The sequence below is a fragment of the Rhizobium binxianense genome, assembly GCF_028994275.1.
Taxonomy (GTDB): Bacteria; Pseudomonadota; Alphaproteobacteria; order Rhizobiales; family Rhizobiaceae; genus Rhizobium; species Rhizobium binxianense.
The window spans coordinates 465,677-487,864 of record NZ_CP118713.1 but is presented as its reverse complement, the minus strand read 5'-3'; the positions used below and the strand labels follow the sequence as shown (position 1 = coordinate 487,864).

Below are 22,188 nucleotides of genomic sequence, written 5' to 3'. Positions count from 1 at the left end.
GAGTGTAACCGACGAATGTCCTGAGCGGCGAGCGAAGGACAGCTTCTGCCGTGGCGCCCCCTCATCCGACCCTTCGGGCCACCTTCTCCCCGAGGGGCGAAGGGGAGATCTCTCTCAAATGTCGTCATCTGTGTCACCGGCTTGAGCGGGATCATATGAAGTTTCGAAACCGGAGCTAGCCCTTTTCCGATCCTCGGCCTGCGCGGCAAGGATTTCCTTCACCTTGGCGACGAGGTCGGCTTCCGGCGCCGTCGCCTGCGCTACGCGCGCCTCGCGCCAGCTGGCATTGTCCTCGATCTCGCCGGAGAGCCGCTTGCCTTCGATCAGATCCTTGATCTGCACCACACCTTCGGCGCGCTCGTCGCCGCCCTGGATGATGGCGACGGGGCAGCCGCGGCGGTCGGCATATTTCAGCTGGTTACCGAATTTCTTCCAGTTGCCCTGGAACATCTCGGCGCGGATGCCGGCGGCGCGCAATTGCTGCGTCATCTTCTGATAACGGCCCATCGCCTCGACATCGCCGTCCATGACGGTGACCAACACCGGCTCGATGACGTCGCTGGCACCGAGCTTGCCGAGGTTCTTCAGCGCCGTCATCAGGCGGGAGACGCCGATCGAGAAGCCCGTCGCCGGAACCGGCTGGCCCATAAAGCGGGAGACGAGACCGTCATAACGGCCGCCGCCGCCGACCGAGCCGAAGACGACCTTTTCGCCCTTTTCGTTGGTGACGTCGAAGGAGAGTTCGGCCTCGTAGACCGGGCCGGTATAATATTCGAGGCCACGGACGACGGAGGGATCGATCTTGATGCGGTCGGAGCCGTAACCGGCGCTGGTGACCAGCGCACCAATGAAATTCAGCTCCTCGACGCCTTCACCGCCCCTGGAGGTTCCGGCAACGAGCTCAGCCAGGCGCCCGGCGCTTTCGGCATAATTCTTGATGCCGACGAAAAACAGCACCTTGTCGATCTGCTCCTGGTTGAGCCCGGCACCCTTGGTGAAGTCGCCGGATTCATCCTTTCGGCCGGGACCGAGCAGCAATGCCACACCTTCCGGGCCGAACTTGTCGAGCTTGTCGATGGCGCGCAGCACGTTGAGCCGCTGGCCGGCCTTGTCGTCGCCGCCGAGGCCGATCGCCTCCAGCACGCCATCCAGAACCTTGCGGTTGTTGACGCGGATGACATAGTCGCCGCGCTTGATACCGAGGGCTTCCAGTGTGTCGGCCATCATCATGCACATTTCCGCATCGGCCTGGACACCAGGTGCGCCGACGGTATCGGCATCGAACTGCATGAACTGGCGGAAGCGGCCGGGACCCGGCTTCTCGTTGCGGAAGACGTAACCGGCGCGATAGGTGCGGTAGGGCAGCTGGATCTCGTTGAAATTCTCGGCGACATGGCGGGCGAGCGGCGCCGTCAGGTCGTAACGCAGCGACATCCATTGCTCGTCGTCGTCCTGCAGCGAGAAGACACCTTCGTTCGGCCGGTCGCTGTCGGGCAGGAACTTGCCGAGCGCATCGGTATATTCGAACAGCGGCGTTTCCACAGGATCGAAACCATAATGCTCATAGACTTCCCGGATCTTTGCCGTCATCTCGTTGACGGCGCGGATATCGGCGGCCGTCCGGTCGACGAAGCCGCGCGGCAGGCGGGCCTTGAGCTTTTGCGGTTTCTTCTGCTTGTCGTTCATTTCCGGCAATTCCGCTGACTGTGACAGTGGCGGTTTCCTAACCGATCGGGCGGGGAGCGGCAAGGGCGAAGGGTCTTGAAGCCGCAAGCAGAATCGATTGAAGCAGAGGCGTCTATAGAATGCGGATATGCTCATGATCACCGAGGCGCTTCTCTATGCCGCGACAATGCCGCTCACCGGCAAGCCGCATCGAAAGTTCATCCGCTATTCCGTCAATCTCTGGTCGCGGGCCGGACGCTGTGCGGTGGATTGGGCCGAACATGAGGAGATGAGCCGTAATGCGATTCGCACGGCTGCGGCCGACCTCCGGCAGAAGCGGACAGCCGTCGTGCTCGGTTCCGGCCTGCTGCGGGATGTGCCGATCGAGGACCTGGCGAAAAGCTTCGACACCGTCGTTCTGGTCGATCTCGTTCATCTCGCCTCGGTGCGCCTGTGGCTCGCGGCCAAGACCTATCGCAATACCAGGCTGATCGAGCGCGATCTCTCCGGCTATGACACGCTCGCGGCCGGCGGTGAGCCCGAACCGTTCGGCTTCCTGCGCTCGGTGCCCTATCTCGATTTCGTGGTTTCGGCCAATCTCCTGTCGCAGATCGGCCGCGGTGTAAAACGGCGCTATGAGGCCGAGACCGGCCGCATGCCTGAAGATACCGTGGAAAGACTGATCGCGGCGCATCTCACCGGACTTTCCGAGCTTCCCTGCCGCGGTTGCCTGGTGACCGACATCGCCTATGCGGTCGTCGACCGCAACGACAGGACGCATGAGGAGGCCGACCTGCTGCACGGCGTTTTGCCGCCGCCGGCAAAAGCGGCTTGGACATGGCCGGTCGCGCCGCTCGGCGAGGAGAGCCGGGACTATCGGATCGAGCACAAGGTCATTGCCGCCTGGTGAGAGGCATAACGATGCCGTCACCGAATGTTCACCGTCAGCCGGATTGGCTTACACCCGGCATTCACGTATATGAAACATCATGCGCACGCTCGCTTTCATCACGATGGTTCTCGGCTGGCTGGTCTATAGCGCCATGTCCGCATGGGCGGGCTGTCCGACATGCGCGTCGATGAGTGTGCCGGTCGCCGTCGAAAACGGTATGCACCATGAAATGGCCGGCATGGATGGGCCTGGGGCGGCAGGCAAGGCCGATCCGATGAAAGACCCCTGCGCCAGCGGCAACGCAGCGCATATGCCGGTTTGCGCCGCCTGTCTTCTGCTGCCGCCGACGGTGACGGTCACGGATGGCGGACAGTCCGTTTTCGGCTATCCCGCCCCAGCACCTGCCCGCTCCCTGGATGACGACAAGCCGACACCGCAGGCGCCCCCTCCCCGACTGTCCTGACACCCTAGCAATCCATGCCAATCGGGTGGCTCAGCCACCCGGCAAACCTATTGTCAGACAGAGGAAGGAACTCTCATGTCTCTGAAAATCATCGCCCTCACCGCAATGCTTACTGTCGTTGCCGCTCCCGTCCTTGCCGAAGACAAGCCCATGGACATGAGCAAGCCGATGGGCAGCCACGATACGGCGAGTCATGCCTTCAGTCAGGCGAACGACAAGATGCACAAGGATATGATGATCGAATATACAGGCGATCCCGATGTCGATTTCGTCCGCGGCATGATCCCTCACCATCAAGGTGCGATCGATGTGGCGAAGATCGAGCTTCAATACGGCAAGGACCCAGACATCCGCAAGCTCGCCGAAGCGGTGATCAAGGCGCAGGAAGCGGAGATCACCGAGATGAACGCCTGGCTCAAGGCCCACGGCAAGTAACCGATCTCAGATGAAAAGGGGAACGCCAGATCTATCAGGCGTTCCCGGATGGCTGATAAAGTCGGCAATTGACTCATCGCTTTTGATATTTAAAGTTGCACTCAGGGATGGTTCCCAGCCCGCATCCGCACCATTCTCTGCGCATTTCATTCACCGCATATCTCGCCTGTTGCATTCTCGAGTCCCAACGGAGGCTGCTCACAATGCGTGTCCATGCATTTTCTCCTGACAATAAGCTGCAGGTTTTTGCCGTCGCCGGAACGAAGGCGATCCTGCTGGCGATGAATATGGATGAAGGCCTTCTGCAGGGCTTTCACGGCTTTGCCTTTCGCCGCCGCGTCGCGGATGGACAGTGGGAATGGCTGACCGGCCTCAAGGTGTTCGTGGACCTGTTTCCAGAGGGCGGTCCGGTCATCAAGAAGGGCAAGGTCGGGCGCTTTCCCACCAACCAACATCCGATCCAGAGCTTTCTGTGGAGCGATTACCGCGCCTCACCGGGCACGAAATACGAATTCGAGATCTCGGCCATGTTCGGCCCGATCGCCGAGCTGGAGGCGCGCTACACGGCCACGCTTGCCATCACCACCGAGCAAAACGACGACGGCAAGCACGGCATCTGGTTCAATCTCGGCGCCATCGCCAGCCAGGCCTTTGCCGAAAAATTCGGGAACAAGCCGCTGTCGGATGCGGAGTACAACGATCCCGATAACAAGGAGGTCGCGTTTCTGTCGCGCGGCCTGCTGGAAGCCTGCATCGAATTCATCAGGGAAACGCCTGCAGGCGATGCGCTGCGCATCGTCGCCTACGAATTCACCTTCAAGCGCATATTGCTGGAGCTGAAGGCGGCGCTGGAGCGCGGGGTCGACGTCAGGATCGTCTATCACGCCACCAAGGCGAACGGGGATGCAATTGCCGATGCGAAACTGCCTGAGAATTGGAAGGGAGAGCAGATCCTTTTCAAGCGGACGCGGCCGCAGACACCGCACAACAAGTTCATCGTCAGGCTGAAGAAAGGAAAAACTCCGGTCTCCGTTTGGACCGGTTCCACCAATTTCACGCCCTCGGGTTTTCTCGGGCAGACGAATGTCGGCCACAAGGTCACCGACGGCGACATTGCGAAAAACTATCTGCAGCTCTGGGAGGGGTTGAAGGCCGACCCTGATGATTTCGACGCGACTGAGGCGGCCATGGCGTTGACGCCCAATCCGGCCAATGCCGTCGGGACGGGAACGACACTGGTCTTTTCCCCGCGGCCGAGCCCCAAGATGCTCGACTGGTACGGTCATCGCGCCGCCGATGCAGTCAATGCGGTGATGTTCACGGCAGCCTTCAAGGTGGACGAACGAATCCTCAGCGCGCTCGCCGACACCGACACGTCGATGCGCTTCATTCTTCTCGAACAGCCGCCGAGCGCGGAAGTCCAGGCTGCCAGGAAGGCCAATCCGGCCGATCTCGAACTGTCCTACGGAGCGATTCTTGGAAAGACGAAGATGCTCACCGAGGAGCGAACCGGCCGTGACGCGACGGGCAAGAAGGTGACGAAGATCGTTCCGATCCCGAACTTCAAGATCGAGAAGTGGTTCCTGAAGGAGGAGCTGGAACGCCAGTCCGGCGACGGCTTCGTCTTTTACGTCCACACCAAGTTCCTGCTGGTCGATCCCTTCTCGGAGGATCCCCTGGTGTGCACCGGATCGGCCAATTTCTCCGGTGCGTCGCTGACAGCAAACGACGAGAATATGCTGCTGATCCGCGGCGACACGCGTGTTGCCGATATCTATCTCACCGAATACGACCGCGTCTTCCGCCACTTCTATTCCCGCGACGTCATCAACGACATCGCCAAGAAGGGCGGCCCGGTGAACGTCGGCAAACTCGATCCCACCGACAAGTGGTGGCAGCCATATTATGACGACAAGCTCGCCAAGTCGCACAAGCGCCGCATGTTCTTCGAAGATCCGAAAAAACATTGGGTCGAGAGTGCCGCTGAGGACGGGAATGTTTTTGCCAAGGAAAAGGCGCTGAAAAAGCCTCAGTAGACTCCGGCCCCTTCATCTGCCTGCACCTCTGCAAGCAGATGAAGGGGCAGCCATTCGCCCGACCGGGACGGCCGTGGCACAACGCCGATGATGTCAGTCCTTCGCCTCGAAATCGGCCGGGCGGCGGCCGGCGCCTTGCCGCGACAGCATCCAGCCCGGATATTCGGGGGCAAGGGCGCTCACCTCGTCGAGCCTCTTCAAATCGTCTTCATCGAGCTTCAGCTTGACGGCGGCTAGATTCTGGTCGAGCTGGTCGACCCGCTTGGCGCCGATGATGACCGTCGTGACGAAAGGCTTGGCGAGGATATAGGCGAGCGCCACGGTGGCGACGCTGGCGCCGTGTTTTTCGGCGACCTCGCGCATGACGGCGACGCAGGCCCAGGCCCTGTCCTTGTCGACGGGCGGGAAGTCGAAACTGGCGCGGCGGCCCTCGCCGTTGCCGGGCGCGCCCGGACCGTATTTGCCGGAGAGCAGACCGCCGGCGAGCGGCGACCAGACCATCAGGCCAAGCTTTTCCTCCTGCATCATCGGCACGATGTCGCGCTCGAGATCGCGGCCGGCGATGGAATAATAGGCCTGCACGGTTTCGAAACGGGCAAAGCCGCGGCGTTCGGAGAGGCCGAGCGCCTTGGAAATACGCCAAGCCTGCCAGTTGGAGACGCCGATATAGCGCACGAGACCGCGGGAAACGAGATCGTCAAGAGCGCGCAGCGTCTCCTCGATCGGCGTCACCGTATCGGTCGCGTGGATCTGGTAGAGATCGATATGATCGGTCTGCAGGCGCTGCAGGCTCGCCTCGACGGAATCCATGATGTGGCCGCGCGAGGCGCCGCGGTCGTTCGGCTTGTCGCCCATGACGCCGTAGACCTTGGTGGCGATGACCACGTCCTTGCGGGGCACGTCGAGGTTCTTCAGCGCCTGGCCGAGCAGCCTTTCGGACTCGCCGGATGAATAGACGTCGGCCGTATCGATGAAATTGACGCCTGCGCCAAGCGAGCGCTCGACAATCCGGTCGGCGGCATCCTGATCGACATCGGCGATGGCGCCCCACATGCTGCCCTGTTTGGCTTCGCCGAAGGTCATGGTGCCCAGGCAGATTTCCGAGACGAAAAGTCCCGTATTTCCGAGTTGATTGTAACGCATGGTCGAAAAAATCCTTTGTGTCTGCCGCAAGAGGCTTGCGAACCGCTGAACTTCATTTTTTGATTATTGGCCTGCGCGTGACAGGCACAGCCGTGGCTGGCTGCAGGGTGAGGCAGGTTCGATGTAGTGCGGCGCCGGAGCTTTTCAACGCCGTCTTGCCGCGCAGGCGACGCCCTTGTCTCGACACAGGCGGCCGGTAGATTGCCGGCCTGATTTCGAGAGGTACGCATATGGCGACGCGACCACTGACCACGATCGGCTTCGATGCCGACGATACGCTTTGGCAGAACGAACAATATTACCGGCTGACGGAAGCGCATTTCACCAGCCTGCTTGCCGATTTCGCCGAAGGACCGAAGATTTCCGAACGGCTGCTGGAAGCCGAGAAACGCAACCTTCGCCACTATGGCTTCGGCATCAAGGGCTTCACGCTGTCGATGATCGAAACGGCGATCGAGATCACCGAGGGCAAGGTGCCCGCAGGCGTGATCGCCAAGATCCTCGATACCGGCCGCGACCTGCTCTCCCATCCGGTCGAGACCATGCCACATGTGCGCGACACGCTGGAGGGGCTTGCCGGCAAATATCTGCTTGTGATGATCACCAAGGGCGATCTGTTCGATCAGGAGCGCAAGCTCGCCCAATCCGGGCTCGGCGATTTCTTCGATGCGGTCGAGATCGTCTCCGACAAAACAGCCGTCACCTACCGCCGCATCTTCGCCAAGGTCGGGGACGGGCCGGAGCGGGCGATGATGGTCGGCAATTCGCTGAAATCGGACATCGTGCCGGCAATCGCCGCCGGCAGCTACGGCGTCTTCGTGCCGCACGAACTCACCTGGGTGCTGGAACATGTCGACGAACCGACGGAGGCGCCGCGGTTCCGCAAGATCGGCCATCTCGGCGAATTGCGCGACCTGATCGACCGGCTCGCTTAAGATTTTTATCTCATTGCTTGGCGGGCGCCTTCGGAAACAGCGATGGGCGCTCCGGCTCGGCCGGCTTTTGCGGCGGCGGCGGGGCGGCCGCCAAGGGCTCGATCAGGACGCTGAAGGGGGCGCCGAGGCCGCGGCGCGGCGAGACCTTGGAATAATAGGGACGCAGCAGCCAGGTGGTATTTTCCTTGACCGTCGTCTCGAAGCTCGTGCCGTCCTCGTCGGTGCCGAAAAAGGCCTCGTCATCCGGCTTCGACAGGTCGAAGATCGCCAGGAAGGCGAACTTGCTCTTCGTCGCAAAGCTGATTTTCACGTGCTGGCCGGCGCGCACCGGCAGCGTATAGACATGGCTGTTGCCGAACTTCGTCCAGCCCTGCAGCTGCATGGTGACGGCCGGGAACTGCAGCTTATCCAGTTTCTCGCCGGGATCGAGCTGCGGCGTCTGCGCCATGGCGGGGACCGTCAGGAGGAGCAGGGCAGCGGCTGTTATCAATGTTCTCACGGATAGATCTTTCATGGGCGAACCAGGGCGGCGCGCATCGCCTCGACCTCGGCCCGGCAGTAACAGCCCTCCAGATGATCGTTGACGAGGCCCATCGCCTGCATGAAGGCATAAACTGTAGTCGGGCCGACAAAGGTCCAGCCGCGCTTCTTCAGATCCTTCGAAATGACCACGGATGTCGGGGTCGTCGGATTGGCGACGATATGATCGCGGTCGACGATCGCCGGCCTTTCGTTGTGGCCGGGCTCGTAGCGCCAGAAGTAATGGGCGAGCGAGCCGAATTCGTCCCGGAGCGCGATCGCGCGCTTGGCGTTGTTGATCGTGGAGACGATCTTGCCGCGATGGCGGATGATGCCGGCATCTGCAAGGCAGCGAGCGATATCTTCCTCGCCGAAGAGGGCGACCTTCTCGAAGTCGAAGGCGGCGAAGGCGGCGCGGAAGTTCTCACGCTTGCGCAGGATGGTCAGCCAGGAAAGGCCCGACTGGAAGCCCTCGAGGCAGATCTTCTCGAAGAGGCGGATGTCGTCGGTGACGGGGCGGCCCCATTCCTCGTCGTGATAGCGCAGATAATCCGGCAGATTGGCGTGCCAGTGGCAGCGGCTCCTGCCGTCCTCGCCGATGATGATGCCTGTCGCGCTCATGTCCGCTTCATTCTCCGGCGTCCGCTTCGTTCTCCGGTCATGATTCCGGCTTTACCATTTGCAAACCGTCTTTCCAAACCGAACGGTAACCCTGACGAAAAGTTTATTCGACCGGTCGGCTTTTCATGATTCGATCTTTACCATTCGCTGGCGGATAGGATGGCAGCGTCTTTGCGGGCGGGAACATCTCCGCCCGGGGCAGACATGCTCCGCCAGCACATTTTCGGTCATTTGTAGAGAGTTCGTCCGATGATGAAACACCTTGTTCTTGCCGCTGCCCTCGTCGGCATCTTCTCCACGACGGCCATGGCGGACGATCGCTATGCCACCCGTCCGCCGGTCGTGCTCAGCCCCGATCTGACCGCGCCATGGATCAACCAGCTCGGCGGCGGCACGGTTCGTCCCGTCGTCTACCAGCGTCCTGTCGTCCAGACGCAGCAGCGCGGCCTTTTCCAGCGCCGCATCATCCGCCAGGCGCCGCAGGTTGCGCCGCAGACCGTTTCGGCGATCAATCCAGGCATCCCCTCGATCCGCCATCCGATCGAGCCGCAGTTCCTGCCGCAGATCGTGGATTACGACACCCAGGAAAAGCCCGGCACGATCGTCATCGATACCAACAACCGCTTCCTCTATCTGGTGATGGAAGGCGGCAAGGCGCGGCGCTACGGCGTCGGCGTCGGCAAGCCTGGCTTCGAGTGGGCAGGCGCCCACAAGATTACTCGCAAGACGGAATGGCCGGACTGGACGCCGCCGTCCGAAATGGTCAGCCGTGAAGCCGCCAAGGGTCATTACCTGCCGGCACGCATGGACGGCGGCCCGGAAAACCCGCTCGGCGCGCGTGCCATGTATCTCGGCTCGACGCTCTACCGTATCCACGGCACCAACGCGCCCTGGTCGATCGGCAGCGCCGTTTCCTCCGGCTGCATTCGCCTGCGCAACGAAGATGTCGTCGATCTCTACGACCGCGTCAGCGTCGGGACCCGCGTCATCGTCATGTAACGCCGGCGCAGTATTTTGGGAGCCGCAAGAACAGGCGGCTCCTTTCCCCAAAAATTCTGTATCCGTCAGCACCGATCTTGAATCGGGCAGAAGTTCATGTAGCTTCGAGCGGATTTTGCTTGAGGGGAATCGACCATGATCAAATTGATGCCAGGTCTGGCTGCGGCCGGACTTGTCCTGTCCTTGATGTCTGCGTCCGCCTTTGCCGCACCCGCCGGCTCCACTCCTGACAACGCACAGCGCCCGACGCAGATCGTGCGTGTGGCGCAGATGCCGAAATACGTGAAGCCGGAGTTCAAGCGCAAGAAAGTGCGCCTGGTGACGACGGAAGTGGCCGGCACTGTGATCATCGATACCAACAACAAGTATCTCTACCTCGTCGAAGGCAACAACCGCGCCACCCGCTACGGCATCGGTGTCGGCCGCGACGGCTTCGGCTGGTCGGGTGTCGTCAAGATCGGCCGCAAGGCCGAATGGCCGGACTGGACGCCGCCGTCCGAGATGCGCCGACGCGAAGCCGCCAAGGGGCACATCATCCCCGCGTTCCAGGAAGGCGGCGAGGACAATCCGCTCGGCGCGCGCGCCATGTATCTCTACCAGGGCGGCCGCGACACCATCTTCCGCATCCACGGCACCAACCAGCCCTGGACGATCGGCCTCAACATGTCTTCCGGCTGCATCCGCATGATGAACGAAGATGTGACGCATCTATACGACCGCGCGCCTGTCGGCACCAAGGTGATCGTCATCGGCCCCGGCAACAAGCAGGGCAAGGTTGCCTTCGAAGACAGGGGCATCGATGTGCTGCGCACGCTATTTGGCGGCTGAGCAACACTTAAGAAAAAAACGAAAGGCGCTCTTCGAGGCGCCTTTTCTTTTCCTTAGACTTTGCGGCGGAAAGCTGGCACACCTGCCTTAGAGTCGACATATTGCAATCTGGGGTTATTCGATGACATCTGCGCTGCGTTCTTCCGCTTCCCTGCTTGCGGGCATCGCGTTTTTCACCATCTGTTCGGCAGCCTCCGCCTCGGCGGAAGACCTGCAGTTCTCCATCTACGGTGGCTATCAGACGGCACCGCACAGCGGGGTCGATCTCTCCGACGGCACGCATTTCACCGCCGGCTGGGAAGGCAAGTCCTTCGGCAGCCCGCCTTACTACGGCGGCCGCGTCACCTGGTGGCTCGAGAACTTCAACAAGCCGAACTGGGGTATCTCGCTCGATTACACCCATGACAAGGTCTATGCCGACGACGATACGCTGGCCAAAACCGGCTGGTCGCATTTCGAATTCACCGACGGCCTCAACCTGCTCACGGTGAACGGGCTCTACCGTTTCCAGGATCCGACCCGCCGCTGGACGCCTTATCTCGGCGCCGGTATCGGCGTGAACATTCCGCATGTCGAAGTGATTCGTCCCGAGGGCAAGACCTGGGCCTATGAATTCGGCGGCGTGACGCTGCAGGCGCAGGCCGGCGTCGATTTCAAGGTGACCGATCGCTGGTCGACCTTTGTCGAATACAAGGGCACCTATTCGCGCGTCGACGTTCCGATCGACAGCGGCGTCGACCTGAAGACCAACATCTTCACCAATGCCGTCAATGTCGGCGTATCATTCCACTGGTAATCGAGAATATCGGCTGCGGCGCTATTTGGTGCCGCAGCTGACCTTGCCCTCGACGTCATAGGGTTTGTCCCCGCCTGCGATCGTCAGGGAATAGGTGCCGGTGAAATTGGCAACCGGCTTGCCGCGTTCGCCGGCAACGACGACCAGATCCAGCGTTGCTCCGCCGGTATCGTCACCGCCGCCGTCAACGACCTCCATAAGCAGTTCGCCGTCGCGCGACCAGTGATTGGTCAGATGCTGCGATTCGAAAACACGCTTTCCGAATACGGCCGATTGGGCCTCATCCTTGACGATCAACGCGCCGCGGAAATGGTTGAGCTTGTGGCCGGCATCGCTTTCGAAACCGCTTTCGAGCGTGAAGCGTGCTTCCTTGTCATCGGCGGAACAGAAATAACGGCTGTTTGCATGGGCGGTGCCTGCCGCACCGAGCAGTCCCGCAAGCACAATCATTCCCCGCCACATCGCCTAAAACTCCCGAGACCGGCCCGACGGGCCTTCGCAAGCTTCAGCCTAACGGCAAAACTGTTAATTTTTCCGGCACAGCGCCGCCATAAGCCCAATCGAGAAGCTCGACCGTATGTACGATCGGAATGCCGGTGCCGGTAGCAATCTGGGTGATGCAGCCGATATTGCCAGTGGCGATGACATCGGCCTTGGTGGCCTCGATGTTCTTGACCTTGCGCGCCTTCAGCGCCGCCGAGATCTCCGGCTGCATGATGTTGTAGGTGCCGGCAGAGCCGCAGCAAAGATGGCCTTCGGCGGGATCGCGCACGGCAAAACCCGCCGCTTTCAGCAATTGCTTCGGCGCCAGGGTGATCCTCTGCCCGTGCTGCATGGAACAGGCGGAATGATAGGCAACCGTGACGCCCTTCGGCATGTGCGCCGGCAGGTCGAGGGTTGCGAGATATTCGGTGACGTCCTTGGCGAGCGCCGAGACCCTGGCCGCCTTTGCAGCATAGGCGGGGTCGAGGCGCAGCATGTGGCCGTAATCCTTGATCGTCGTGCCGCAGCCGGAGGCGGTGATGATGATCGCGTCGAGGCCCTGCCCGTCGATCTCGCGCGTCCAGATATCGACATTGGCCCGCGCGCTGGCGAGCGCCTGTTCGGCACGGCCCATGTGATGGACCAGCGAACCGCAGCAGACCTCGCCTTCCGGCAGCACGACCTCGACGCCGAGCCGGGTCAGCAGCCGGATCGCCGCCGCGTTGATGCCGGGATCGAGCACGGGCTGGGCGCAGCCGGAAAGGATCGCCACCCGGCCGCGCCGTTCGGTCTCGGGCGGGTAGCTGCCCGGTTTTGCGAAAGCCGAAGCGGCGGGGATGCGACGCGGCGCAAGCGCCAGCATGGCGGCGAAAGGTTTCAGCGCGGCCCGTCGCATCAGGCCGGCGAAGGGCCGGCCGAGGCGGGCGAGATTGAGCGCCAGGCGGAAACGGCCGGGATAGGGCAGCACGGCGGCCAGGATGGCGCGCGTCAGCCGGTTCATCAGCGGGCGTTTATAGGTTTTTTCGATATGGGCGCGGGCGTGATCAACCAGATGCATGTAGTCGACACCCGAGGGACAGGTGGTGACACAGGCAAGGCAGGAGAGACAGCGGTCGATATGAGTGACGACTTCGGCATCGGCGGCCCGCCCGTTTTCCAGCATGTCCTTGATCAGGTAGATGCGGCCGCGCGGGCTGTCGAGCTCGTTGCCGAGGGTGACATAGGTGGGACAGGTGGCGGTGCAGAAACCGCAATGAACGCATTTGCGCAGAATCTGCTCGGATTCGGCAACATCGGGATCGAGGAGCTGGGTCAGGGTGAAGTTGGTTTGCATTTAGAGAGACCTCCGCTTTTGGAGGATGTCGAGGGTTGTGCTCATTTTCTCCCTCACCCCATCTTCCCCGGATTGAAGATCCCGGCCGGATCGAACTTCTCCTTCACCCGCCGCGACAGCATCGCCACCGCCTCGGGCTCGGGATGGAAGGCAGCGGTGACCGCCCTCGCCGCAACCGATGCACGGATCAGCGTCGCATGGCCGCCGCCGAGCGCCTTGATGAAGCGGCGGACCAGCTCGGCTTCGGGACCGGCCTCCATGCGCATCCAGACGAGGCCGCCCTGCCAGTCGTAGAAGGCGTCGACGCCGGCTTCGAGGCGGAGGGCTGCGACCAGCTGATGGCCGGTGCCGGGGGCGACAGAGACGCGCCAGACCGGCCGCGCGGTGCCGTCGGCATAAGGCAGCACATCGCGGATTTCCTGCCAGAGCCTGCGGCTTTCCGGCTGTTCCAGCCGCGTGACCGTCGCAAAGGCCGACATCGCCGCCGCAAGCTTTTCGACGCGGACGTCGACCGAACCGGCCAGGCCTTCGATGCGGAGCACCGTCGCCTCGCCCTCGGGCAATGTGCCGGCGAGGAATTTCCAGGTCACCGTCAAAGGCAGATGAGCGGCACTGGAGATTTCGACCGGCAGCGCCATCGCCGCCGCCATGGCGTTTGCGGCTTCGGCGTCGTTGAGGCCGGAGAGAACCACCGTCCGCTCGGTCTTCGCTGACGGCGGCACACGGAAGGTGACTTCGGTGAGAAAACCCAGCGTGCCATGCGAGCCGGCGACCAGCTTGACGAGATCGAGGCCGGTGACATTCTTCATCACCCGGCCGCCGGCCTTGATGATCTCGCCCTTGCCGTTGACGAAGCGCACACCGAGCAGGCTGTCGCGCGCCGCACCGGCGATGAGCCGGCGCGGGCCGGAGACATTGGCGGCGAAGACGCCGCCAATGGTCGGCTCGCCCGATGTGCCCATCACGGGGCGATGATCCATCGGCTCGAAAGCGAGCATCTGGCCGCTCTCCTGAAGTGCCGCCTCGACCTCGGCAAGCGGCGTGCCCGCTCGCGCGGTCATGACCATCTCTCCGGGATTATAGGCGACGATGCCGGAAAGCCCGGTCGAGCGCAGCCGCTCTTCTGTGATCATGTCATTGCCGAAGCCCGAGCGGCTATCGCCGCCGCAAATCGCCAGCGGTTGGCCGCTTTCCGCATGGGCGCGGACGATTGCCGCCACCTCTTCCTCGCTCGTCGGCATCAAATCGATCATGCGGCGGGGCGCCCTTCCAGCGGGAAGACTTTCGACGGGTTGAGCAGCCAGCCGGGATCGAAGGCGGCGCGCACCGCCATCTGCTGGGCGAGATCGGCCTCAGAATATTGGTGGCGCATCAGGTCGCGCTTCTCGATGCCGACGCCATGTTCGCCGGTCAGGCAGCCGCCCGCGTCGACGCAGAGTTTCAGGATATCGCTGCCGGCGGCTTCGGCGCGGGCGGCATCTTCGGGATCATTGGCGTTGAAGAGGATCAACGGGTGCATATTGCCGTCGCCGGCATGGAAGACGTTGGCGACGCGCAGGCCGTAATGATCGACGATCTCGGCGGTCCGCTTCAGCACATGGGAAAGCTGGCTGAGCGGCACGGTGCCATCCATGCAGATATAGTCGGCGATGCGGCCGGTGGCGCCGAAGGCGGATTTGCGCCCCTTCCAGATCAGCGCCGCCTCGGTTGCCGACTGGCACTCGCGCACCGTCTTCACAGCATGCCGGCGGGCGATCGCGACGATGTCCTTCAGCGTCGCGTCCATCTCCGCTTCCGACCCCTCGACCTCGACGATCAGCAACGCGCCGACATCGAGCGGGTATCCGGCATGAGCGAAGGCCTCGCAGATCTCGATTGCCGGCTTGTCCATGAATTCGATCGCAACCGGGATGATGCCGGCGGCGATGACATCGGCAACGCAGGCGCCGGCCTCCTCCGAACTCTCGAAGCCGAAGAGCACGGGGCGGGCGCCTTCCGGCTTGGCGATCAGCCGCACCGTCGCCTCGGTCACGATGCCGAGCTGGCCTTCGTGGCCGCAGACGAGGCCGAGCAGGTCATAACCCGCCGCATCCAGCGCCTTGCCGCCGAGTTCGATCACCGTGCCGTCGACCAACACCATCCTGACGCCGAGCAGATTGTTGGTGGTGACGCCGTATTTCAGGCAGTGGGCGCCGCCGGAATTCATGCCGATATTGCCGCCGATGGTGCAGGCGAGCTGCGAACTCGGATCGGGCGCATAGAAAAAGCCATCCGCGGAGACGGATTCAGAAATATTGAGATTGGTGACGCCGGCCTGAACCACGGCGACCCGGTTCGGCAGATCGATTTCGAGGATAGCGTTCATCTTCGACAGGCCGAGCACCACGGCATCTTCCTGCGGAATGGCGCCGCCGGAGAGCGAGGTGCCGGCGCCCCGCGGCACGACGGGAATGCCATAGCGGTGGCAATAACGCATGACGGCCGAAACCTCGGCCGTGGTGCGCGGCAAGGCGACGGCGAGCGGCAGGCGACGGTAGGAGACGAAGGCGTCGGTCTCGAACGGTACCAGTTCGCGCGCCTCGTGCACCAGGCATTCCGCCGGCAGAAGATCGGTCAGGTCGGCGACGATCTGAGCCCGGCGCGCCAGCACGTCGGCGCGGGGGCTGAGAAACGAAATGGCGTCGGACATGGCGTTCTCCCTGGCCCTGACGAGGGGGAATGACAGCGGGAAGATGACAGCGGAAACCGGCCGCGAACCTCCCTGCCGCCGATAGACCGGCTTAGCACTTTCCCGAAACTGGCGCAAATGCTAAGCACTTATGCCAAAAGGGGAAAAAGTCGCAAAACCTTATGACCAATCTGGGTGATCTCGAAATCTTTGCCAAGGTCGTTTCAACGGGAAGCATGTCGCTCGCCGGGCGGGCGCTCGGCTTTTCCCCGGCCGTCGTCTCCAAACGGATCAAGCGGCTGGAGGACCGGCTGGGCACCCGGCTTCTGCAGCGCACGACGCGGCAGATCTCGCTGACGGAAGCCGGACAGGGCTTCTACGACCGCGTTCTCGGCATTCTCGCCGGGCTGGAGGAGGCAGAATTTTATATCTCAGGCCGCTCGGCGCAGATGCATGGCACGCTGAAAATCTCGGCCCCGACCTCCTTCGGGCGCATGCATATCGCCCCGCATCTGAAGGATTTCATGGAGGCGCATCCGGAGCTTGCGATCAACCTGGTGCTGACCGACGAATTCAGCGACATCGTCGGCGGCGGTTTCGATCTGGCGATCCGCATCGCCGAACTCACCGATTCGAGCCTCGTCGCCCGCCGTCTGGCGCCGGTACGCCGGCTGCTCTGCGCCTCGCCGGACTACCTTGCAGCGCATGGCGAGCCGAAACATATCGACGAGCTGAAACACCACCGTTGCCTGCCGGCCCACAATAACGACACCTGGCGGCTGAACGGGCCGGACGGGGCGCTGAGTCTCAGGCCGGAAGGCATGCTGATCACCAATTCCAGCGAAGTGATCCGCGAGGCTGTCATCGCCGGCCTCGGGATCGCGCTGCGCTCGACCTGGGATATCGGCGAAGAGCTCAAGAGTGGCCGGCTGGTGCAGGTGCTGGCGGCCTATGAAGGCTCGCACAATGTCGCGCTGTCGGCCGTCTATCCCAGCCGGCAATTCCTGCCAGCCAAGGTGCGGCTGTTCATCGACTACCTGGCAGAGCTTTATGGTCCTGTCCCCTACTGGGAGCGATGATAACAGGCGCAGGGTTCAGCGTGAGAGATCGAGATAGGCCTTCGCCACTATCGCGTCGATATCCCTGGGCACAGGCACGACGCAGGATTCAGGGCCAGCCTCGCCCTTGGCGATACGTTCCAGGCAGCGGGCCTGAAGGGTGAAGCCGAGATCCATCGACTCGACGGTATTGCCGAGCGGCCGCGGGCCGGCGAGGTTGGCCATGTGTCCGCCGCCGAGCACATGGAAGGAGCGGCCGTCGCTCAGGTGGAAGGTCTCGATATGATCGGCCTCGTAGCGATCGATGCCGGTGACATCGGGGTGGCGGCGAAAAGCCTCGACATCGATCTCCTGCGGGAAATGGCCGCCATTCATCAGGATCGCGCCGTCCTTGACGAGCGGCAGGTCGGCTGCCGTCACGATGCCGGCAAAACCGGTGACGGTGACGATGATGTCGGCCGAGCGGATCGCTGCGTCGCGCAGCGGCGTGACGAAACCGTCGAGATGGGCTTCGAGCGTCGTCACCGGATCGATATCGACGACGCTGACTGACGAAAAGGCATTGCGGAAACAGGCGGCCGTGCCCTTGCCGCAGGCGCCGTAGCCGAAGACCGTCACGCGTTTGCCATTGGTGGAGCGATTGGTGAAACGCAGGTAGCTTTCGAACAGGCTCTGGCCGACGGCATGCCTGTTTTCGGCGAACTGCTTGATCGGGCTGTCATTGATGACGAGGATCGGCATGTTCAGGCGCTCGCGCAGCGGCAGCAGACGGGTGCGGCCCGAGGTGGTCTCCTCGGTGCCGCCGCGGAGATTGGCATAGGGCTTTTCCGCCGCGATGGCGAAGAGATCGCCGCCATTGTCGAGCAGCAGATCCGGCTTTTCTGTGATGACCGCCTCTAAGCTCTGATGATGGGCGGCGGGATCGGTCGTCTGTGTCGCAAAGACCGCGATGCCCTGGGAACGCAGGAACTCGACCGTCGAGGGCTGAGTACTGTTGAGATTGCCCGTGCAGACGAGACGCGCGCCGCCGGCGCGCAGCGTCATCAGCAGCGCCACCGTCTTCGGCTCCAGATGGATGCCGGTGCCGATCGACAGACCCTCGAAAGGACGTGTGCGCTCGAATTCGGCGGCCGTCGCCGTGAGCAGCCGGCAGCCGGTGCCGATCCAGTCGATGCGGGTTGCGGTCTTTTCCATTAACTCTTTCCTGTTTGCGTATCCGGCTGTTTTTAACGGAGCAACAGGGCTGCGAATATGGAAGTAATTCTGGCCAAGGGGCAGAAATTCTGCCCTTTCAAGCCGATATCCCGCAACGAAGCAGCCAGCCGGACAGCGCCGCAAAGGCCGGTCGTTTCGCATCCGGCGCGCGGCAGCAGAGGCTGTAGCCCGACGGGCGGGAGATGAAGCCGTAGGGGGCGACCAGACGCCCGCGTTGAAGATCGTCTTCGATCGAGGCGCGCGGCGCAAGCGCGACGCCAAGCCCGGAGCGGGCAGCACCCAGCGCCAGCAGCAGATCCACGAATTCCTGGACGCGGGAAAAAGTGACCGGCGGCGTGCCGCTTTCGGCAAACCATTCGTCCCAGAGCTTCGGAACGCTGCGGCTGGCGAGCATCGTCAGCGCGGCCATCGATGCAGGGTCGCTTGAGAGTGTTGCGGCAAGCGCTGCAGTCACGACCGGGCCGAATTCGTCCTCCATGAAACGCAGAGCGGTAATTCCTGCGGCCGGCCGGTATTCGCCGCCCATGATCACCGCGTCCAATTCCGGGTGGATCTGCAGCGGCTCGGCCACGGCCATCGGCACGATGTCGACTGCCGTGTCGCCGAGGCTCGCCTGCATGTCGGCGACGCGCGGCATCAGCCACCAGACCGCGAAGGCGGAGGGCACGCCGAGCCGGATGCGGCCCGGCACGCTGCCTTCGAGTTCTGAAGCGGCGCGTTGCAGGATATCGAAAGCCGCGCCCGCGGCGGCGGCGAAAGCGCTGGCCTGGACGGTCGGCACCAGCCTGCGGCCGTCACGCGTAAAGAGCTTGCGGCCAACGTGATTCTCCAGCGTGGCGATCTGCTGGCGTACGGCGCCGCGCACCACGTTCAGCTCTTCGGCGGCCTTCAGAATGCTACCGTGACGGCAGACGGCCTCGAAGGCGCGGATGGCATTGAGCGGTGGAAGGCGCATGATTACCACAATCGGAAACGATAGTGGATCACTTGATCTTGCCATTGAACGAAAGGCAAGTCCGCGCCATATTGTACAGCTGTGCAACGTGGCGCATTCGAGACATCACATGACGGATTTTCCGAACCTGTCTGGCCTCGATTCCCCTATGAACGGCGATCGAATCGCGTTTCGGATCGTCCCGTGGCTCTTTTGGATTGTGTAGGCTTTTCGTGATACACGTATATGAGTGATTCCTAAAACCACTGCGAAGGTGACCCGACAATTGACTCTTCTCGCCCGACTGGCATCCGATGTGCAACTGATGTTCCGGCGCCCGCCGCGCCAACAGTATGGTGCGATCTGCTATCGGGTAAAGAAGAAGAGCGGTGACGTCGAGGTGCTGCTGATGACGAGCCGCGATACCGGCCGCTGGGTCATTCCCAAGGGCTGGCCGATGACCGGCAAATGCGCCCATGAGGTCGCCGCACAGGAAGCTCTTGAGGAAGCCGGCGTCCGCGGCGCGGTCGAGACGGACACGCTCGGTGCTTACAGCTATTCGAAAGTGCTGCGCGACGGAGTGCAGGTGGTCTGCAAGGTGCAGGTCTATGCGCTCGAAGTCACCGACATGGCGAAGAACTTCAAGGAAAGGGGCGAACGCACCATCGAATGGGTATCGTTCGACGAGGCGGCCGGGCGCGTGCGCGAACCTGAACTCCGTCACCTTTTCCTCGCCTTCAAGAAGAAGATGACCGACAGGCTATCGGCAAAGCGCATTCCGGCGACCAAACAAATTCCGGCGGAATGAATCCTGCCATCTTGCGGTGCTAGAAAAGCAGCGTAGAAGCAGATTTCATACCTCGGGAAAAGAATGCCGGCACGTCCCACAGTCCTCACGAAACGCACGCTCGACAAGGACCTCGACAAGATCACCCATGCCGAGGACGCGGCGAAGCATGTTTTGCGGCGGCTGGTGGCGCCTGGTCTCGGGCTGATCTTCGTCGGTCTCGCCATGTTGTTTGCCGGTGTCTATGTGTTCGACCGGCCGGGAGCGGTGCTCGTCGTGGCGGCAGCAGCCCTTGCCGGCTACATGGCGATGAACATCGGCGCCAATGACGTGACCAACAATGTGGGTGCCGCCGTCGGCGCGCGCGCCATGACGATGGGCCAGGCGCTGGTCATCGCGGCGATTTTCGAAATCCTCGGCGCCACGGTCGCCGGCAGCGAGGTCGTCAAGACGATCTCCTCCAGCATCGTCGATGCGGTCCAGGTGCCGCCGGTGACGCTCGGCTGGATCATGATGGCGGCGCTGATGGCGGCGGCCCTCTGGATCAACCTCGCCACCTGGATGAACGCGCCGGTTTCCACCACCCATGCGATCGTCGGGGCGGTGATCGGCGCCGGCATCTCGGCCGTCGGGCCGGAGCCGGTGAACTGGCGGGTGATGCTGGAGATCACCTCGAGCTGGATCACCTCGCCGCTGATCGGCGGGCTGATCGCCGCCGGGCTGCTTTATCTCGTCAAGACGCTGATCATCTATCGCGACGACAAGGTCGCGGCGGCGCGGCGCTGGGTGCCGGTGCTGGTCGCGGTGATGGCGGGCGGCTTCATGGCCTATATGGTGCTGCAGCTGTCGCCCACCGGCAAATTTCCGTCTTTCACCATCCTCCTCATCGGCATCGGCATCGGGCTGGTCAGCTGGCTTGCCGCCCGGCCGCTCGTTCTCGCCCAGGCGCGGGATCTCGAAAACCGCAACAGCTCGCTGCGGGTGCTGTTCCGGTTGCCGCTGATCGGCTCTGCGGCGCTGCTGTCCTTCGCGCATGGCGCCAACGACGTTTCGAACGCGGTCGGGCCGCTGTCGGCGATCGTCCATTCGGTCGGCATCGGCGGCGACGCCATCGGACATCCGCCGCTCTGGGTGATGCTGATCGGCGCCTTCGGTATCTCCGTCGGCCTGCTGCTGTTCGGCCCCCGCCTCATCCGCCTCGTCGGCGAGGAGATCACCAAACTCAATCCGATGCGGGCCTATTGCGTCGCGCTGTCGACCGCCTTCACCGTCATCGTCGCCTCCTGGCTCGGCCTGCCGGTCAGCACCACGCATATCGCCGTCGGCTCCGTCTTCGGCGTCGGCTTCTTCCGCGAATGGTACACGCGCCATTCGAAGCGGCGCATCGCCTATATCAGGCGCAAGGCCGAGAGCTTCGATATCGACGAGCCGGAGGAACCGAACATTCACGAGACGCGGCGGCGCTATCTCGTGCGCCGTTCGCATTTCATGACGATCGTCGCCGCCTGGATCGTCACCGTGCCGGTTTCGGGAGCGCTTGCGGCCATGATTTATTGGGTTATGTTCGCGCTCTTCGTCTGAAACCCCGAGTTTTCGAATGCGCGCCAATTTCCGCATGCAACGGCTTTTCGTCGACGCGCCGCTTTCCCGCGGTGCCGCCCTCGAGGCGAATGCCGATCAGTTCAACTATCTCGCCAATGTGCTGCGACTGGAGGCAGGCGCGGAGATCCTGCTCTTCAACGGCCACGACGGCGAGTGGAAGGCCGCCCTGTCCTTCCCCACGCGCAAACGCATCCTCCTGACGGCAATCGAAGAGACGCGGCCGCAGCCCGCGCCCTCAGACCTGCATTATCTCTTTGCGCCGCTCAAGGTCGGCCGCCTGGATTATCTGGTGCAGAAGGCAGTCGAAATGGGCGCCGGCCTGCTGCAGCCGGTGATGACCCAGCACGTCCAGGGCAAGATCACCAATCTCGACAAGCTGCGCGCCAATGTCGTCGAGGCGGCGGAGCAATGCGGCATTCTCGGCATACCCGAGGTGGCCGAGCCGGTGAGGCTTCTCGACTTGCTCGACCGCTGGCCGAAGGAGCGCCGCATCATCTATTGCGACGAGGGCGATGCCGGCCAGAACCCGCTGCCGGTGCTGTCGGCGATCAGGGAAAGGCACCTCGCGCTGCTGGTCGGGCCGGAAGGCGGCTTTTCGGAAGAGGAACGGGCACGGCTTCGAAGCCTCGATTTCGTTACCGCCATTCCGCTCGGACCACGCATCCTCCGGGCCGATACCGCAGCCGTTGCGGCGCTGGCGGTGGTGCAGGCGGCGATCGGCGACTGGAATTAGCTCGAAAACGGGTTGACATCGAAATCGCTGCTATTTTTTTGAT

22 protein-coding genes are annotated in these 22,188 nt (G+C 62.7%); 12 read left to right on the top strand and 10 right to left on the bottom strand.

Annotated elements, in window-relative coordinates; genetic code table 11:
- Positions 1–114: 114 nt before the first annotated feature.
- Positions 115–1,686 (bottom strand): histidine--tRNA ligase, encoded by a 1,572-nt coding sequence (gene hisS, locus PO860_RS02375; RefSeq protein ID WP_183605828.1) that lies wholly within the window; start codon positions 1,684–1,686, stop codon positions 115–117.
- Between the two features lie 127 nt (positions 1,687–1,813).
- Here hisS and PO860_RS02370 point away from each other — a divergent pair, with 127 nt between their 5' ends.
- The 4 genes from PO860_RS02370 (at position 1,814) to PO860_RS02355 (ending at position 5,491) form a co-directional block, all read left to right on the top strand.
- Positions 1,814–2,575: a hypothetical protein gene (locus PO860_RS02370; protein WP_342466764.1), complete on the top strand. Its 762-nt coding sequence runs from the start codon at positions 1,814–1,816 to the stop codon at positions 2,573–2,575.
- A 79-nt stretch (positions 2,576–2,654) separates the two neighbouring features.
- Positions 2,655–3,020 carry a hypothetical protein gene (locus PO860_RS02365; protein ID WP_275038078.1) on the top strand — a complete coding sequence of 122 codons (366 nt, stop codon included), beginning with the start codon at positions 2,655–2,657 and terminating at the stop codon, positions 3,018–3,020.
- A 75-nt stretch (positions 3,021–3,095) separates the two neighbouring features.
- The gene (copM, locus tag PO860_RS02360) at positions 3,096–3,455 is read left to right on the top strand and encodes a CopM family metallochaperone (protein ID WP_272783009.1); all 360 of its coding nucleotides are present in this window, start codon (positions 3,096–3,098) and stop codon (positions 3,453–3,455) included.
- 203 nt (positions 3,456–3,658) lie between these two features.
- A complete protein-coding gene (locus PO860_RS02355; protein WP_275038077.1) occupies positions 3,659–5,491 on the top strand; it encodes a phospholipase D-like domain-containing protein in 1,833 nt (610 codons plus the stop codon).
- A 93-nt stretch (positions 5,492–5,584) separates the two neighbouring features.
- Here PO860_RS02355 and PO860_RS02350 read toward each other — a convergent pair whose 3' ends face one another.
- A complete protein-coding gene (locus tag PO860_RS02350; RefSeq protein WP_183605823.1) occupies positions 5,585–6,634 on the bottom strand; it encodes an aldo/keto reductase in 1,050 nt (349 codons plus the stop codon).
- Between the two features lie 230 nt (positions 6,635–6,864).
- Here PO860_RS02350 and PO860_RS02345 point away from each other — a divergent pair, with 230 nt between their 5' ends.
- The gene (locus tag PO860_RS02345) at positions 6,865–7,569 is read left to right on the top strand and encodes an HAD family hydrolase (RefSeq protein WP_183605822.1); all 705 of its coding nucleotides are present in this window, start codon (positions 6,865–6,867) and stop codon (positions 7,567–7,569) included.
- Between the two features lie 10 nt (positions 7,570–7,579).
- Here PO860_RS02345 and PO860_RS02340 read toward each other — a convergent pair whose 3' ends face one another.
- Both PO860_RS02340 and PO860_RS02335 read right to left on the bottom strand, forming a co-directional pair.
- On the bottom strand, positions 7,580–8,083 hold the full coding sequence (locus tag PO860_RS02340; RefSeq protein ID WP_275038076.1) for a hypothetical protein: 504 nt from the start codon (positions 8,081–8,083) through the stop codon (positions 7,580–7,582).
- Positions 8,080–8,709: a DNA-3-methyladenine glycosylase I gene (locus PO860_RS02335; protein ID WP_183605820.1), complete on the bottom strand. Its 630-nt coding sequence runs from the start codon at positions 8,707–8,709 to the stop codon at positions 8,080–8,082. The genes PO860_RS02340 and PO860_RS02335 overlap by 4 nt, the downstream gene beginning before the upstream one ends.
- A 249-nt stretch (positions 8,710–8,958) precedes the next feature.
- Between PO860_RS02335 and PO860_RS02330 the strand changes: the two genes are divergently transcribed.
- The 3 genes from PO860_RS02330 (at position 8,959) to PO860_RS02320 (ending at position 11,332) form a co-directional block, all read left to right on the top strand.
- Positions 8,959–9,708 (top strand): L,D-transpeptidase, encoded by a 750-nt coding sequence (locus tag PO860_RS02330; protein ID WP_125843865.1) that lies wholly within the window; start codon positions 8,959–8,961, stop codon positions 9,706–9,708.
- Positions 9,709–9,843: 135 nt separating this feature from the next.
- Entirely contained in the window at positions 9,844–10,536 is a 693-nt protein-coding gene (locus PO860_RS02325) for a L,D-transpeptidase (protein WP_183605819.1), read from the top strand.
- Between the two features lie 121 nt (positions 10,537–10,657).
- Positions 10,658–11,332, top strand: a complete 675-nt coding sequence (locus PO860_RS02320) for an outer membrane protein (protein WP_183605818.1) — start codon at positions 10,658–10,660, stop codon at positions 11,330–11,332.
- Positions 11,333–11,353: 21 nt separating this feature from the next.
- Here PO860_RS02320 and PO860_RS02315 read toward each other — a convergent pair whose 3' ends face one another.
- From PO860_RS02315 to PO860_RS02300, 4 genes are read right to left on the bottom strand one after another with little or no spacing between them, the layout of a single operon-like run.
- Positions 11,354–11,794 carry a hypothetical protein gene (locus tag PO860_RS02315; RefSeq protein ID WP_273883476.1) on the bottom strand — a complete coding sequence of 147 codons (441 nt, stop codon included), beginning with the start codon at positions 11,792–11,794 and terminating at the stop codon, positions 11,354–11,356.
- Between the two features lie 43 nt (positions 11,795–11,837).
- On the bottom strand, positions 11,838–13,148 hold the full coding sequence (gene glcF, locus PO860_RS02310) for a glycolate oxidase subunit GlcF (protein ID WP_275038075.1): 1,311 nt from the start codon (positions 13,146–13,148) through the stop codon (positions 11,838–11,840).
- Between the two features lie 53 nt (positions 13,149–13,201).
- Complete coding sequence (gene glcE / locus PO860_RS02305; RefSeq protein WP_272783003.1) at positions 13,202–14,401, bottom strand: glycolate oxidase subunit GlcE; 1,200 nt, start codon at positions 14,399–14,401, stop codon at positions 13,202–13,204.
- The gene (locus tag PO860_RS02300; protein WP_275038074.1) at positions 14,398–15,837 is read right to left on the bottom strand and encodes an FAD-linked oxidase C-terminal domain-containing protein; all 1,440 of its coding nucleotides are present in this window, start codon (positions 15,835–15,837) and stop codon (positions 14,398–14,400) included. The genes glcE and PO860_RS02300 overlap by 4 nt, the downstream gene beginning before the upstream one ends.
- A 161-nt stretch (positions 15,838–15,998) precedes the next feature.
- On the opposite strand from PO860_RS02300, the gene PO860_RS02295 reads away from it, so the two are divergent.
- A complete protein-coding gene (locus tag PO860_RS02295) occupies positions 15,999–16,895 on the top strand; it encodes a LysR family transcriptional regulator (RefSeq protein WP_275038073.1) in 897 nt (298 codons plus the stop codon).
- A 15-nt stretch (positions 16,896–16,910) separates the two neighbouring features.
- Here the strand turns inward: PO860_RS02295 and PO860_RS02290 are convergent, their stop codons facing one another.
- Both PO860_RS02290 and PO860_RS02285 read right to left on the bottom strand, forming a co-directional pair.
- Entirely contained in the window at positions 16,911–18,068 is a 1,158-nt protein-coding gene (locus tag PO860_RS02290) for an adenosylhomocysteinase (protein WP_272783000.1), read from the bottom strand.
- A 97-nt stretch (positions 18,069–18,165) separates the two neighbouring features.
- On the bottom strand, positions 18,166–19,044 hold the full coding sequence (locus PO860_RS02285) for a LysR substrate-binding domain-containing protein (RefSeq protein ID WP_272782999.1): 879 nt from the start codon (positions 19,042–19,044) through the stop codon (positions 18,166–18,168).
- Between the two features lie 265 nt (positions 19,045–19,309).
- On the opposite strand from PO860_RS02285, the gene PO860_RS02280 reads away from it, so the two are divergent.
- The 3 genes from PO860_RS02280 (at position 19,310) to PO860_RS02270 (ending at position 22,145) form a co-directional block, all read left to right on the top strand.
- Positions 19,310–19,831 (top strand): NUDIX hydrolase, encoded by a 522-nt coding sequence (locus tag PO860_RS02280; protein WP_272782998.1) that lies wholly within the window; start codon positions 19,310–19,312, stop codon positions 19,829–19,831.
- Positions 19,832–19,894: 63 nt separating this feature from the next.
- On the top strand, positions 19,895–21,391 hold the full coding sequence (locus PO860_RS02275) for an inorganic phosphate transporter (RefSeq protein ID WP_183605809.1): 1,497 nt from the start codon (positions 19,895–19,897) through the stop codon (positions 21,389–21,391).
- A 16-nt stretch (positions 21,392–21,407) separates the two neighbouring features.
- Positions 21,408–22,145, top strand: coding sequence for a 16S rRNA (uracil(1498)-N(3))-methyltransferase (locus PO860_RS02270; protein ID WP_272782996.1), 738 nt, complete (start codon positions 21,408–21,410; stop codon positions 22,143–22,145).
- Positions 22,146–22,188: the final 43 nt, after the last annotated feature.